The 14,643-nt window shown below is 39.6% G+C and carries 14 protein-coding genes; 10 read left to right on the top strand and 4 right to left on the bottom strand.

Going from position 1 to position 14,643, the window contains the following annotated elements; all coding sequences use genetic code 11:
- Position 1: 1 nt before the first annotated feature.
- Both SKC36_RS05715 and SKC36_RS05710 read right to left on the bottom strand, forming a co-directional pair.
- Positions 2-709 carry a phosphatase PAP2 family protein gene (locus SKC36_RS05715; RefSeq protein ID WP_459465152.1) on the bottom strand — a complete coding sequence of 236 codons (708 nt, stop codon included), beginning with the start codon at positions 707-709 and terminating at the stop codon, positions 2-4.
- Complete coding sequence (locus SKC36_RS05710) at positions 709-1,944, bottom strand: peroxiredoxin family protein (protein WP_459454156.1); 1,236 nt, start codon at positions 1,942-1,944, stop codon at positions 709-711. The genes SKC36_RS05715 and SKC36_RS05710 overlap by 1 nt, the downstream gene beginning before the upstream one ends.
- Before the next feature lie 124 nt (positions 1,945-2,068).
- On the opposite strand from SKC36_RS05710, the gene rsmH reads away from it, so the two are divergent.
- From rsmH to SKC36_RS05680, 6 genes are all read left to right on the top strand, one after another.
- Positions 2,069-2,983 (top strand): 16S rRNA (cytosine(1402)-N(4))-methyltransferase RsmH, encoded by a 915-nt coding sequence (gene rsmH / locus SKC36_RS05705; RefSeq protein ID WP_459465150.1) that lies wholly within the window; start codon positions 2,069-2,071, stop codon positions 2,981-2,983.
- 1 nt (position 2,984) lies between these two features.
- Entirely contained in the window at positions 2,985-3,374 is a 390-nt protein-coding gene (locus SKC36_RS05700; RefSeq protein ID WP_459454158.1) for an FtsL-like putative cell division protein, read from the top strand.
- A 3-nt stretch (positions 3,375-3,377) separates the two neighbouring features.
- A complete protein-coding gene (locus SKC36_RS05695) occupies positions 3,378-5,507 on the top strand; it encodes a penicillin-binding protein (protein ID WP_459454159.1) in 2,130 nt (709 codons plus the stop codon).
- 1 nt (position 5,508) lies between these two features.
- Positions 5,509-6,969 (top strand): UDP-N-acetylmuramoyl-L-alanyl-D-glutamate--2,6-diaminopimelate ligase, encoded by a 1,461-nt coding sequence (locus tag SKC36_RS05690; RefSeq protein WP_459465148.1) that lies wholly within the window; start codon positions 5,509-5,511, stop codon positions 6,967-6,969.
- 62 nt (positions 6,970-7,031) lie between these two features.
- The gene (gene mraY, locus SKC36_RS05685; protein ID WP_459454161.1) at positions 7,032-8,243 is read left to right on the top strand and encodes a phospho-N-acetylmuramoyl-pentapeptide-transferase; all 1,212 of its coding nucleotides are present in this window, start codon (positions 7,032-7,034) and stop codon (positions 8,241-8,243) included.
- Positions 8,244-8,256: 13 nt separating this feature from the next.
- On the top strand, positions 8,257-9,498 hold the full coding sequence (locus SKC36_RS05680) for a 3-phosphoshikimate 1-carboxyvinyltransferase (protein WP_459465146.1): 1,242 nt from the start codon (positions 8,257-8,259) through the stop codon (positions 9,496-9,498).
- 119 nt (positions 9,499-9,617) lie between these two features.
- Here the strand turns inward: SKC36_RS05680 and SKC36_RS05675 are convergent, their stop codons facing one another.
- A complete protein-coding gene (locus SKC36_RS05675) occupies positions 9,618-10,202 on the bottom strand; it encodes a DUF6580 family putative transport protein (protein WP_459454163.1) in 585 nt (194 codons plus the stop codon).
- Between the two features lie 93 nt (positions 10,203-10,295).
- On the opposite strand from SKC36_RS05675, the gene SKC36_RS05670 reads away from it, so the two are divergent.
- The 4 genes from SKC36_RS05670 to SKC36_RS05655 are packed head-to-tail and all read left to right on the top strand — an operon-like array spanning position 10,296 to position 13,596.
- Positions 10,296-11,429 (top strand): 5-(carboxyamino)imidazole ribonucleotide synthase, encoded by a 1,134-nt coding sequence (locus SKC36_RS05670; protein ID WP_459465144.1) that lies wholly within the window; start codon positions 10,296-10,298, stop codon positions 11,427-11,429.
- A 12-nt stretch (positions 11,430-11,441) separates the two neighbouring features.
- Entirely contained in the window at positions 11,442-11,930 is a 489-nt protein-coding gene (gene purE, locus SKC36_RS05665) for a 5-(carboxyamino)imidazole ribonucleotide mutase (RefSeq protein WP_459454165.1), read from the top strand.
- A gap of 3 nt (positions 11,931-11,933) precedes the next feature.
- Positions 11,934-12,587 carry a LysM peptidoglycan-binding domain-containing protein gene (locus SKC36_RS05660; protein ID WP_459454166.1) on the top strand — a complete coding sequence of 218 codons (654 nt, stop codon included), beginning with the start codon at positions 11,934-11,936 and terminating at the stop codon, positions 12,585-12,587.
- Between the two features lie 10 nt (positions 12,588-12,597).
- A complete protein-coding gene (locus tag SKC36_RS05655; RefSeq protein ID WP_459465142.1) occupies positions 12,598-13,596 on the top strand; it encodes a M15 family metallopeptidase in 999 nt (332 codons plus the stop codon).
- On the opposite strand, the gene fmt is transcribed toward SKC36_RS05655, so the two are convergent.
- Positions 13,586-14,503 (bottom strand): methionyl-tRNA formyltransferase, encoded by a 918-nt coding sequence (gene fmt, locus SKC36_RS05650; RefSeq protein WP_459465140.1) that lies wholly within the window; start codon positions 14,501-14,503, stop codon positions 13,586-13,588. The genes SKC36_RS05655 and fmt overlap by 11 nt on opposite strands.
- Positions 14,504-14,643: the final 140 nt, after the last annotated feature.

Genomic DNA, 14,643 nt, shown 5'->3' with positions numbered 1-14,643 from the left:
TTTAGAAATGATAGCTAAAGCTAGCGGCATAATAATTCGGAGCAATTTTTGGCTCCCATTGAAAGGCCTGTTTGGAAGAGAAATGTTGTTTTAGTTTTGGGTAAATACAATAGGCTAATTCAGCTGATGCGATACCAATACCCGCTCCAACGAGCACGTCACTTAGCCAATGTTCATGATTGGCAAGCCGTAAATAGGCGGTTCCCGTGGCTAAAGTATAGCCTGTTATGGCTAACCAAGGATATTCTTTCCCAAGTTCTTTGGCTAATACCGTGGCACCAAAAAAGGCAGTGGCTGTATGCCCTGATGGGAAGGAATGTTCGCCACCATTGGGCCGCGTTTCGTTGATTATCCGTTTTAAACCCTGGGTAGAGACCACATAGATACCTGTTCCCAACATAAATATTCCTAATTGTTCTTTTCCTTTATGCTTTGCATTAGCCCCTAAAATTCGGGCTCCAATTTGAATCAGTGTGGGGCTATATTGCAAGAAATCATCAGCGGAGGATTGAAAACCGTGGTAGTTTTCATGATGCCAACTAACTTGCCTATCGTGGGCTGCTTGGTTATAAAAAGCTAATCCACCCAAACTTAAACCCACGGGGGCTATCCAGGGCTTCAGTTTATTGCTTTTTTTCTCTTGTCCGTAGGAAACGTTTATTCCAAGTATCAGTAAGCAAACTAGAGCCCAATATTTTAAAGTTGGCATTATTTCTCTTTTAAAAGGTTTTGGATGGTTTTTTCAAATTCTTGCACCCAATCCGTGTAGTATAAGCCTGTTCCTGGTCCCGAGAATCCGGTATGAATTTCTCTAACCTTACCTTTTTTATCAATGACAAATGTGGTCGGGTAGCCATAAAATTTATTTAGCATCGGGAAAACCTGTGCGATGGTTTCATCATTGGGTACACCACCAAAAACAAGGGGGTAATCGATACCAATTTTCTTTTTGAAATTCTCAATTTTAGGTCCAGAGACGGCCATATCAGGAGAGTATTCAAAAGATACGCCAATGACCTCCACACCTTTTGCTTTGTTTTTAGTATAAAAAGGGGCTAAAAATCGCGCTTCATCAATGCAATTCGGGCACCAAGACCCCATGATTTCGACAATGACTACTTTATTTTTGAAACGCTCATCTTGTAGGCTGATTGTTTCCCCTTTGGGAGTTGGTAAGCTGAAATTTAAACGATCATAGCCTGGCTTTAAAAAGGTTAATTTTTTCAAATCAGGTAGGCTTGCCTTGGGGTCAAGGGTACCTTTGACATCCTTTTTCGTGGCAAAACCAGAGAATAATGTTCCCTTGATTTCTTTGCCAATGACTTTGGTTTTGAAAAGTAAAACAAAACTTCCATCAAAATAACTCACCAATAGGCTGTCGCCTGATACATTTCCCTGTAAAAAGCGGTAATCGCCCGAGGTCTGTAAAATAGACCCAGTTACTTTATTGCCTACTTGCTTAAATACTCCCACGCTAGGAGTGTGCTTGTCGTCCACGGAAATATCGACATTCCAGGTACCGCTAATATTAACCGTTGGAGCCTTTAACTGGGTGAATCTTTCTTTGGATCCAAACTTGGCTTGAAATGGAAGTTTGTTGACAAATTTTCCATTCCTTTTCTTAATCCAGAAGCCTGACATCTTTTGAGGGCTTTCTAGATAGGCTACCAGCTCAGAATCATATAGATCAAAGGGAATGACTAAAGAATCTCCCCGAAAAAAGGATTCACCTAAATGAAAGCTTTCCGAACCATTGATGACCTTGATTAAAAAGGTATTTTTCTTTTTTCCTGGGGCTACATGTAAATTAAAGGGTAAGCCGCCTCCCTGAGAACTGAGTTCCGCTCTCCAAGGTCCCATTTGAGGTTTTTTGTTAGATTGGGCTAAACCATGAGTTGCCAAAAAGAGGGTAATCATTACCCAAAATAGATATCGTTTCTTCATGATATTTAGATGCATGTCCGCAAAGATAGGAGAAAGCTAGGCGGCATTAAAAAAAATGGTGACAATTTCGAAAATTGATGAAATGACCGCAGGATAATTTGTAAATTTGTTTTGACTACAACCTATGATCGAGAACCCTTACCATACCTCTGTTTTATTGCATGAATGCATTGATGGCTTAGCCATTAAACCAGAGGGTATTTATGTCGATGTGACATTTGGAGGTGGAGGTCACTCCCGAGCCATTCTACAAGAATTAGGGCCAGATGGACGATTATTTGCCTTTGACCAGGATCCGGATGCTTGGCGACAAGCTGAGAAAATTGATGATGGTCGATTGGAATTGATTACAGCCAATTTCAGGCATATTCAAAAGTACCTACGCATACATGGGATTAAACAAGTCGATGGAATATTGGCAGACTTTGGCGTCTCATCCTTTCAGTTAGATGCTGCAGAGCGCGGTTTTTCTACACGTTTTGACGGGCCCTTGGATATGCGGATGGGACCATCTGCTTCCACCGATGCAGCTGAGGTGTTGAATTCCTATTCGGCAGACAGCTTGCAAAAGATTTTTGGCATGTATGGGGAGATTAAAAATGCTCGAACTTTAGCTCAAGCAGTAGTTCAAGCTAGGACGCAAAAAGCCTTAAAAACGACGTCGGAATTCAAAGAAATATTGGCTAAATTAGCTCCAAGATCACGGGAGTTCAAGTACTTTGCGCAAGCTTTTCAGGCAGTGCGTATTGAGGTGAATCAAGAACTCGCGGTTATTGAAAAGTTTTTAGAACAAGCAGCTAATTTATTGGCTCCAGAAGGGAGATTGGTTGTTTTATCCTTTCATTCATTGGAAGACCGATTGGTGAAAAATTTTATTCGAACAGGTGATTGTCAGGGTAAAGAAGATAAAGATTTGTTCGGCGTGGTTCATAAACCCTTGGAATCTGTCATCCGTAAGCCAATTACGGCCTCAGAAGAAGAGTTGAAAAGAAACCCGCGTTCACGTAGTGCTAAATTAAGAATCGCAGCTAAATTGTAACATGGCAAAACAAGTTTCTGATACTGAGCAAGCTCCTAAAGCTTCCGTTCCCAAAGAAGGGATATTGGATTTATTGTTTAACATGGATCCACTTACAGGTGGAGAATTACCTTTTAAGCTGGTTCTGCGGATTGCTTATGTGGCCTTGCTGATTTTGACTTATATCTATTATTCTATGTTAGCAGATGGGAAAATCCATCAAATAGCCAAAACTAAAGCGGAATTAGAAGAGATTCGGGCTGATTATACTACTCAGAAAGCCGAATTCATGAAGATTGGGAAACAGAGTTATTTGGCCATTGCTATGAAGAAATATGCCTTGGAATTAAGCTTGACACCGCCTACTAAAGTCGTTTATGATCAATCAAAAGAAGCTAAAAACAACGACTAGCTCATGGCAAAAGTAAAAAGACAAAATATTCGAGAAATTATTACCAAACGATTCATCGCCTTTTTTATCGTGGTGGTTATGTTGTTTTTGGTCTTAGTTATCAACTTGTACAAAATTGTATTCATCAACGGCGAGACTTTGCGGAATGATGTATTTAATACCTATATCAAGGAGCGAAGTGTGGAAGCCACGCGAGGAAATATTTACTCGGATGATGGAAGTTTATTGGCGACTTCTTTGCCTAAATACAGGTTAGGTTTAGACCCTTCCGTTTACAATAGAAATGCCGCGTCGGAAAAAAAATTCAAAGAACATATTGACGAACTGTCCATTGCCTTAGCCAATTTTTTTCAGGATCATACTGCTGATGAATACAAGAATAAGATTGTGTCAGCGAAAAAGAATGGTAAAAATTACCTCTTGTTGAATAACCGATTATTGGATTTTCAAGAACGTAAAAAGGTGGCTAAATTCCCTTTATTTAATTTAGGAGAAGCCACCAAAACGGGGATTGTATTCGATAAAGTAAATGTTCGTTATGCTCCTTTTGGTCAAATGGCCTATCGTACCGTTGGTTATTTAAAAGATAAAGTAGCTGTAGGTATCGAAGGTAGTTTTAACAAGGAATTAAAAGGAATACCAGGTAAAGGTCTGTTTGAGAAAATGGATAAAAACACTTGGCGACCTGTGGAAGGAGGAGAAGAATCTGTCCCTAAACCCGGATTAGATATTTATACTACCTTGGATATCAATATTCAAGATATTGTCGAATCGGCTTTGATGAAAGCCATGACCACTTATGAAGGTGATTATGGGGTGGTTATTGTGATGGAAACAGCCACGGGCGAAATCAAGGCGATTTCAAATTTGTCAAAGAACGCGAATTCACCCACAGGTTATTCAGAGAGCTTTAATTATGCGATTCGAGAAGCAAGGGACCCGGGATCGGTATTTAAATTACCTTCCATGATGGCCATGCTAGAGGAGGCCGATTTGCCATTGGACATGCCTGTATCTACTGGAAATGGAAAATACCATCATTATAATGGGACCATGTCTGACTCTCACCCGATGGGAACGATTTCGGTGGCTCAAGTGATAGAAAGTTCTTCTAATGTGGGCACTATGGTACTTATGAAAAAGGTATTTGCTTCTAAGCCAGCCAAGTTTTATGATTATTTAAAAAAGTATCATTTAATAGAATCCCTAAATTTTCAAATCCAACCAAATCCAAGGCCTAATTTTCCTGTTCCTGCCAAGTGGGATGCCTTTCAATTACTTTGGTCATCCGTGGGATATTCCACTCAATATTCCCCGCTACAGTTGATCTCTTTTTATAATGCTATTGCAAACAACGGGTATTGGATTCAACCTATCATTGTTACTAAAGCCACCCGTGCGGATGAAGTTGTGATTGATTATCGAGCTAGTCAGGTTAAGGATCAGGAGCCTTTATGCTCTCCCAAGACTTTAGAAAAAATTAAAAGTATGTTGGAAGGGGTGGTGACTAAAGGTACCGCCAATAATATCAAAGGGACCACCTATGGGATTGCAGGAAAAACTGGAACCGCCCAGCGTATCATCAATGGTCGATATATTCCGGGTAAATACTATACCTCTTTTATTGGTTATTTCCCTGTGAAAAAGCCTAAATACACGATTTTAGTTTCCATTGACAATCCACAAGGGCATGCAGAAGCAACCTATGCTCGGCAGGTAACAGCGCCGGTATTTAAGGAAATTTCGGATAATATTTACTTGCGAGATATGAAACTTCAGCGCAAATTGGCCGGGACCTTGCCAGATTCTTTAAACAAAGCGTCTTTGAGCCATACGGTTCATCCCATGGATCAGTCCATATTGTATTCCAATTTTGGTTTACCGAAGGTAGAGGAAGATGGCAGTTGGTTGCAGTTTAAAATGGATAAGCAATTGGTACAAAATACTCCATTGAGTTTTCCTGCTAAGACGGTACCTAATGTGGTAGGTATGAATTTAAGAGATGCCTTATTTACCCTGGAAAACAGAGGACTGAAAGTTAAAGCCAATGGTTTAGGAACCGTAGTAAGTCAGTCTTTAGCCCCGGGAAGTCCTACCCGAAAAAATCTTTTATTACAAATTCAACTTCAATAATATGGCATTAGTTAAGACCTTATTTCAATCGATTCCCACATTACAAATAGCTGGCGAAGATCAATCGGTTGAAATGTTGTGTTTTGATTCAAGAAAGGCACAGAAAGGATCTTTGTTTTTTGCCATGCGAGGCACACAAGTAGATGGTCACCAGTTTTTACCACAAGTATATGCCCAAGGTTGTACCGCTTGGGTGGTCGAGCAATTACCCGATGCTATTCCTGCTGATGTTATTTGTATTCAAGTAAAGGATTCCAATGAAGCCTTGGCTTTAGCTTCGGCAGAGTTCTATGGCCATCCTTCAAAGGAGTTGAAATTAATTGGAATTACAGGAACCAATGGAAAAACGACCTCTGTTACTTTATTATTTGAGCTTTTTAGAAAACTAGGACATCGTTGTGGTTTGATATCTACGGTTCAAAATAAGATTGAAGATCGAGTAATTCCTGCTACACATACGACACCCGACGCCTTGAGCTTACAAGCCTTGCTAAGGGAAATGAAAGAAGAAGGTTGTAGTCACGTTTTCATGGAGGTGAGTTCTCATGCCGTCGTACAAAAACGTATTTTTGGGGTTCAGTTTTGTGGAGCCATATTCTCCAATATTACTCGTGATCACCTCGATTTTCATGAGACTTTTGATGCCTATATTTCCGCTAAAAAAGGTTTTTTTGACGCCTTAGGTACTTCGGCCTTTGCTTTGACCAACGTTGATGATAAGCGCGGGATGGTCATGTTACAAAATACCAAAGCCAAGAAATATACCTATGGCTTGTTGAATGCAGCTGACTTTAAAGCCAAGATTATTAGTAATGGACTGTCGGGATTGCAATTGGAAATCAATGGGCAGCATTTACATGCTCAATTGATTGGCACCTTTAATGCCTATAATTTACTAGCTATTTATTCCACAGCTATTATTTTGGGAGAGGATCCTTTAGAGGTATTGATTCAATTGTCCAGCCTAAAAACAGCTCCGGGAAGATTTGAACAAATGGCAGGGAGTCAACAAAAAATGGCCATTGTGGATTATGCCCATACACCTGATGCCTTGGAAAATGTTTTAAAAACCATTCAAGCAATTCGTACAAAAAATCAAAAAATCATCACCGTAGTAGGTTGTGGAGGTAACCGTGATGCGGGCAAAAGGCCAATCATGGCGGCTTTGGCTGCTAAATATTCGGATTCATTGGTATTGACATCAGATAATCCTAGAAAGGAAGATCCTGAATATATTTTAGATCAAATGGAAGCTGGATTGACGGAGGAAGAAAAGGGGAAAATGACTCGCTTGGTTGATCGAAAAGAGGGTATTTTTTATGCAATTCAGCATTTAGCGGGAGCAGGAGATATCATTTTAGTAGCAGGTAAAGGACATGAAACCTACCAAGAAATACAAGGTGTAAAATATGATTTCGACGATAAACAAGTCATTGGAGAAGCTTTTGAAGCCTCGAATTAATTTGTACATCGCTGTAAAATTTTGCATTTTTGCTTTTAATATCTAATCCAAATTTCAGAAATATGTTGTATTACCTTTTTGATTACCTAGATAAGCAATGGAACATTCCGGGAGCAGGGGTATTTCAATATATTTCATTTCGCGTGTTTATGGCTATCATAACCTCTTTGGGGATAGCAGCTATTTGGGGTAAAGCCGTTATTTATCGCTTGCAAAGACTTCAAATTGGAGAAGAAATACGGGATTTAGGTTTGGAAGGACAAATGCAAAAGAAGGGTACGCCCACCATGGGAGGATTTATTATCCTTTTGTCATTAATTATCCCCACCTTACTTTTTGCTAAAATTACCAACGTATATATTGTACTGTTACTAACCTCCGCTATTTGGTTGGGTGCAGTTGGATTTGCAGATGATTACATCAAGGTCTTTAAAAAGAATAAGGACGGATTATCTGGTCGCTTTAAAATTGTAGGTCAAATCGGTCTAGGCATTATCGTGGGATTGACCATGTATTTCAATGAGCATATTAAAGTTAGGCTTTTTTCTAAAGTAAGTGTGTTAGCTGATGGATCCACTTTGCAGTCCTATACGGATCATAAATCCTTGATGACTACGGTGCCTTTTTTGAAGAATAATCAGTTCGATTATAACATGCTTTTGCCGGATTTTATCCCGGATCATTATGTATGGGTGGTCTATGTTTTGGTTGTTATTTTTATCATCACGGCTGTTTCAAACGGCGCAAACATCACCGATGGATTGGATGGTTTAGCAGCAGGTACTTCCGTGATTATCGGTTTGACTTTGGCTATTTTGGCTTATGTATCTGGTAATAAGGTATTCTCTCAATATTTAAATGTGATGTTTATTCCCAATTCAGGGGAGCTCGCTATCTTTTGTGCAGCCTTTGTAGGAGCATGCATCGGATTTTTGTGGTATAATGCCTATCCTGCCCAAGTGTTTATGGGAGATACGGGAAGTTTGATGTTGGGTGGGGTCATTGCCACCTTGGCTATTGTGATTCGCAAAGAAATGTTGATTCCCGTTTTATGCGGAATCTTTTTGGTGGAAAATCTATCAGTCATCATACAAGTGGCTTATTTTAAGTATACCAAACGAAAATACGGTGAAGGTAGGCGCGTCTTTTTGATGTCTCCGTTGCACCACCATTTTCAAAAGAAAAATTACCATGAGGCTAAAATTGTTATCCGCTTCCTAATTGTGGGTATTATTTTAGCTGTTATATCACTTGTCACATTAAAATTGCGCTAAGCGCTAGCTAGTTTTGAGTCAAATTCGCCTATTCCCACGAAACAAATCCTTTCAAGAAATTATTCCTTTGCCGGCTTCTAAATCGGAAAGTAACCGAGCATTGGTTATCAATGCTTTAGCGGGAGGAGCCTTGTCTAATGTATCTAATTTGGCGGAAGCAAGAGATACTCAAACCATGATTCGCTTATTGGCAGAGAATGGTGACGTGGCGGATGTGTTAGATGCCGGGACCACCATGCGTTTTTTGACGGCTTATTATGCCATCAAAGGTCAAAAGAAAAAAATGACGGGCACTCCAAGAATGTGCGAACGTCCTATCGGGATTTTGGTTGATGCATTAAGAACGCTTGGAGCAGATATTACCTACCTGAATCAGGAAGGTTACCCTCCCATGCAACTCAATGGATTTACCTATGCAGGAAATAGACATTTATCCATTCGTGGAGATGTGAGTTCACAATTTATTTCTGCCATATTAATGCTCGCACCTTTGTTGCCAGAGGGTTTAGAATTAACGATTACAGGTTCATTGGGCTCAAAGCCTTATGTAGAAATGACATTGGCTCAAATGCGTCATTTTGGAATACAAGCCAAGGCCGATTGGAATAGAGCTGTTATTTCGATACCTGCTCAGAAATATCAAGTAAATCCATTTGCTGTGGAGTCAGACTGGTCGGGTGCTAGTTATTGGTATTCCATGGTAGCCCTATCTCCCTTTGAAGATGCTTCTTTGGAGTTATTGGGCTTGAAAGAGAACTCCCTCCAAGGAGATTCCGCCATACAGCACATCATGGCAGAAATGGGAGTTAAAAGCACTTATACAGGAAGAGGGTTTTTGTTGACCAAAAGTAAAGCCAAGCCAAGTTTAGCTTGGGATTTCACGGATTGTCCTGATTTGGCTCAAACTATTTGTGTAGTAGCTGCCGCCAAAAATATTCATTTAACCTTGACGGGAATTGAGTCATTAAAAGTTAAAGAAACAGACCGCGTATTGGCACTTCAGCAAGAATTAAAGAAGATTGGTGGCCAATTAGTGGAGGTAGAAAAAGGGGTAAAATATGAATTATCAGGGCCAAACAACCTTGCTAGCAGCCAAGTACCTGAGTTTGATACCTACGATGACCACCGTATGGCTATGGCTTTTGCACCGCTGGGTTTAATAACAGAAATTGTTATTCATGAACCTGGGGTAGTAGCTAAATCTTACCCAAGCTTTTGGTCGCATGTCGACAAAATCTTAGATTCCGAGGTATAAGTATCTTGGTATTAATTCCTAGGGATATCAATATTTGTTGAATTTCACTTAGATTTGACAACCTTTGGAAGGTTGTCAAATCTACTCGAATTGAGCAGATTGATCAGATTGAGCAGAAATTACCTTAACGCAGGGACTTGTTTTTTTAACAATTCGAAGCCTCCAAATAATATACCAGAGAATAAGAATTGGCTAATCAAACTATTTTTCAAAAAGGGTAATCCCATGGCATAACACTGCATTAATCCATTCCAATCTTTCGAATACACCAGTTCATCTCCTACAATAGCAGCACCCATGCTCGGAATGTTTAACCAAACAGCGAAGTTAGAAAGTAGAAAGAAACCAATAACTACCGCTAAATTGGATGTTAAGAAGTTCAGCGCTGTCATTTTATTTTTCAACATATAGGTTCCGATTAATGAGATACCTACGAATAATGTCATATGGATAGGTGCAAAGCCCCATGAGAAGCCCTGGTAATATTGGGGGTAAACCAAATTGTTTAATACCAAGTTAGCCAACCAAATACTTAATATAGTCCAAGAGATGGATTGTGATTTACTGCTAAAATAGGCCCCAGCGAATAAGGCCATGGATGTAATGGGAGAAAAATTAGCCCAAGCCGGTCCAGCCAATATTAAAAGTCGGCTAACAACAGCTAGCAATAAAATGCAAATGAGGGTAAGCGTTCTTTTCGACATTATCTTAAAATTTGAAAGAATCTATTTTGGACTGGGAAAATAATTTCCAAAGGTAAAACAAAAGCAGTAATTTTATCCATTCGAATGGAATTTATGTATCAAGACTTGCCAAAAATTGGATTATTAGGGGGAGGACAGTTAGGCCGCATGCTTTTGCAAGCTGGTATTGATTTGGATTTTCAAATTTCCTGTCTTGATCCAGATCCTGAGGCGCCTTGCCATCGGCTAGCTTATGAATTCACCCAAGGCTCTTTTCAAGACTTTGACAAGGTCTATCAGTTCGGTCAAGGGCAAGATTTGATTAGTATCGAGATTGAACATGTGAATATTGATGCGCTAGAAAAATTGGCATCAGAAGGCAAACAAGTTTTTCCTCAGCCTCATTTGCTTCGGATGATTCAGGATAAAAGAACTCAAAAGCAGTTTTTCCAACAATATGGTTTTCCTACAGCCGATTTTCGATTAATTGAATCACGGGAAGAAATAAATCAACATCTGGATTTTTTACCGGCTTATCAAAAGTTAGGTAAAGGAGGATATGACGGGAAAGGAGTTCAATTGATTGCTGACACATCTCAAATTGCTGAAGGTTTTGATGCACCCGGTTTATTGGAGAAGGCGGTAGATTTTGAAAAAGAACTGGCAGTCATCGTAGCAAGAAATATTCATGGGGAAGTAAAAGCCTTTCCGACTGTTGAAATGGTTTTTCACCCAATCCAAAATTTAGTAGAATTTCTGATTTCGCCAGCAGCTATTTCTAATGAAATTGAGGCTCAGGCAGTTGAAATAGCTACCCGCCTAATTGAAGAAATGAAAATGGTGGGAATATTAGCCGTGGAAATGTTTTTGACCAAAGACGGACAAGTCTTAATCAATGAAATAGCCCCACGTCCGCATAATTCTGGACACCAGACCATTCGGGCAAATGCTACTTCTCAATATGAGCAGCATTTGAGAGCCATCGCTGGTTTGCCCCTTGGAGATACCTCGACCAATGTTTTTGCTGGTATGTTAAATCTATTGGGAGAGCCAGGTTACACAGGAAAAGTAAAATATGAAGGATTGGCTGACGCATTAGCTATTCCAGGAGTTTATCCATTTTTATACGGAAAAAAAATCACCAAGCCCTATAGAAAAATGGGTCATGTAAGTATCATTGGATCCAGTAGGGAAGAAGTAGAGGAGAAAGCCAAGCAAGTAAAAAAAATCATTCGTGTCATTAGTTAAGCATCAAAGGATATGGTAGGAATCATCATGGGAAGTAGTTCAGATCTTTCGGTTATGCAAGATGCAATCGAAGTCTGCAAGGAATTTGGAGTCGCTTATGAGGTAGATATTGTATCAGCTCATCGTACTCCGGTAAAAATGCTTCAGTATGCACAAACTGCCAAAGAGCGGGGCGTACAGGTAATCATTGCCGGTGCAGGTGGTGCAGCCCATTTACCGGGTATGGTAGCGTCCGCTACCATTTTACCAGTAATTGGAGTTCCTGTAAAATCGTCGAATTCCATTGATGGTTGGGATTCTGTCTTATCAATTCTTCAAATGCCCAATGGGGTTCCAGTAGCCACGGTCGCATTGAATGCCTCTAAAAATGCTGGTATTTTAGCGGTACAAATGTTAGCCATTTCGGATGCTACTTTATCTCAAAAATTAGTGACCTACAAGCAAGATTTAATTGAAAAGGTGGCTGAAATGAGCCAAAAAACTAAATCAAATTTGTCATAATTCATGAAAAATCCATTTTCATTCATCAAAGATAGTTCTACAGCCAAACTTCCATTAATCACTTTAGTGATTTTATTGGCGACTTTATTAGGCTTAATGATGGTGGGATATGAGCATTTTTTGAGTCCTAAGTCGGAGGAATTAGTAAAGGCTGAAAAGCTAAAAATGGAAGAGGATGAAACTTTGTTGGACGATCCTACACCCATCATCATTGATTCAACAGAAGATTTGGAGCCGAACTCCTCTGTGAATAGTTCCACTGATTCTATTGCTTCAGCGCAAGAAGCCTTAGAAGCCCAGAAAAAAGAAGCGGAAGCCGAAAAAGTACCTGAAGCAGAAAGCTTAAAAAATGTGGCTGGTAAAAATCATAGTTATACTGTCGAAAAAGGAGAGACATTTTTTGGCATAGCCAATCGATTTGGACTTAAACCTGACCAATTAAAAGCCCTCAATCCGGGTGTTGATCCCAATGGGATAAAAGTAGGAGTAACCAAATTGAATGTGAAAATTCAAACCATACATACGGTTGGGCCAGGCGATGTCCTTCGGGTAGTAGCCGCTAAATATGGCGTTTCTAAAAAATCCTTGATGGAAGTTAATCACAAAGATCAAGATATAACCCTGCGAGGAGAACAACTCATCATCCCTTTACATTAAATTATATTCCATGCGGAAAGCCCTAATTCTCTTTTTTTTGAGCATTATTTCCTGCACGGCCTTTTCGCAATCCATAGTAAGAACCTGTCAACCTTTTCAAGTAGATAGTCTTCAGTTTAAAGATTTGGTCTGGATGTTTGCCCAGCAAGACAGCTTGCTAGACTTAAATCCCTATACTCAATTGACCTTGATCTTAGAAGACCGTCAAGGAAAACGTTTGGAAAAAACTTTTCAATCGGATAGTACCTTTCGGATGAATGAGTCGGTAGATGAATATCTGGCTCAACGAATTATGATTGACAAACCCGATTTAACCGCTTTTTGGGCATTGGAATTAGAAGATGATATTAGTTTGTTTAAATCCCTTAAAGATAGTTTACTAGCGAAATTTAAGTTCAAATATTATACCATGCGCTATTCTTCGGAGACGCGCTCATTAAAACAGCAATTAGCTTTACAGCGACGAGGTAAATCTAAAATTGCTTTATCCATGCATAATTTTAGCCTTGCCGCAGACGTCGCAATTTATCGGAAAAAACGTTATTTGAAACACGGGTTGATCTATGAGAAAATGGGTACAATCGCCAAAGACCTTGGGCTTTTTTGGGGAGGAGATTTTGTGGGTTTCCCAGATTTGGGGCATATTCAAGCCTTTAAAAATTCAGCAGAACTGCTTCGCCAACATCCTAATTTAGCCTTTGAATTTGAACATTTTAAGGCTAATTATGAACAGGTTTATACTCAAAAGGCCAGTGTGGGTCGAGAAGATTTAGTTCAAGATACCCAAGACCTTTTGGAAGCTATGAATGAATTTCGCTTGAATCAAGCTTGTCTTTGTGAAAAGGCACAACCCATTCCGGCAAGTGCCCATGCCTGGATAGCCAGTTACCAGCTAAATCCCAAACCGAGAATTCATGTTAATTTAAAAGATCAATGGGCCTATGTTCAAAGAGGTAACACGGGATATTTTTTTAGCTTAGGATTGTGGCAGCGGCAGGCTAAAAAGTAAAAGAATATCCTCTTAAAAATTCGGCTATTTTCATGCGTTTTTTTCCCTCCATTTGCCATTCCAAAATCTGGATGTACCCATCTGCGCATCCTACACGTAAATAGGTTTTTTGGTCTGAATCCCAAACTCCAATACCTAAGTCAGGAATGATTTCTGGGTGAAATGCTACTTGAATCAATTTGCAGTTTTTCCCTTGAAATTGGGTGTGGGAGCCAGGGAATGGATGCATACCACGCACTAAATTGATAATTTCTCGACCCGTTTTGGACCAATGTACCTCACCCGTTGACCGATGTAATTTAGGTGCTGGCTTCATGTCACCTGTTAGGATTTGGGGAGTGGGATGTATATTGTTTTCTTGGATGGCTTGAGCTGTTTTAACGACCAATTTAGCCCCTTTATTCATAAGACGCTCGTAAAGTTCCCCCGTAGTATCTGTGGAAGAAATAACTTCTTTTTCTTGAAATAATAAATCTCCTGTATCGATTTCATGCTGTAGGAAAAAGGTCGTAACACCGGTTTCCGTTTCCCCATTGATCACCGCCCAATGAATAGGTGCTGCACCGCGATAATTAGGTAATAAGGAAGCATGCAGATTAAAGGTGCCAAGGGGAGGCATGTTCCAAACAGCTTCAGGTAACATGCGGAAGGCAACAATTACTTGTAAGTCAGCTTGATATGATTTTAATTCTTCTAAAAAAGCAGGGTCTTTTAATTTAAGTGGTTGCAGAACTGGTAAATTTTTACTTTCAGCAAAAATTTTAACTGGGGATGCTTGAATTTGTTGGCCTCTGCCTGCTGGTTTATCAGGGGCTGTAATCACGGCCACAACAGTGAAATTAGCTTCAATTAAAGCTTCTAGGCTAGCAACAGCAAATTCCGGAGTACCAAAAAAGACAATACGCATATATAATGGATCAATAATTCGGATATTCGAAATGATTTGGGAATCTCTCAGCTTTTTAATTACCTTTGCATGGCAAAATAAACCGAATTACGTGTTATTTATAAAATATTTATTTTAGGAACGAATCCGAAACAAAACTA

The sequence above is a fragment of the Aquirufa sp. OSTEICH-129A genome (assembly GCF_054558355.1).
The sequence above is the reverse complement of the archived record's forward strand: the minus strand, read 5'-3'. Positions and strand labels throughout refer to the sequence as shown.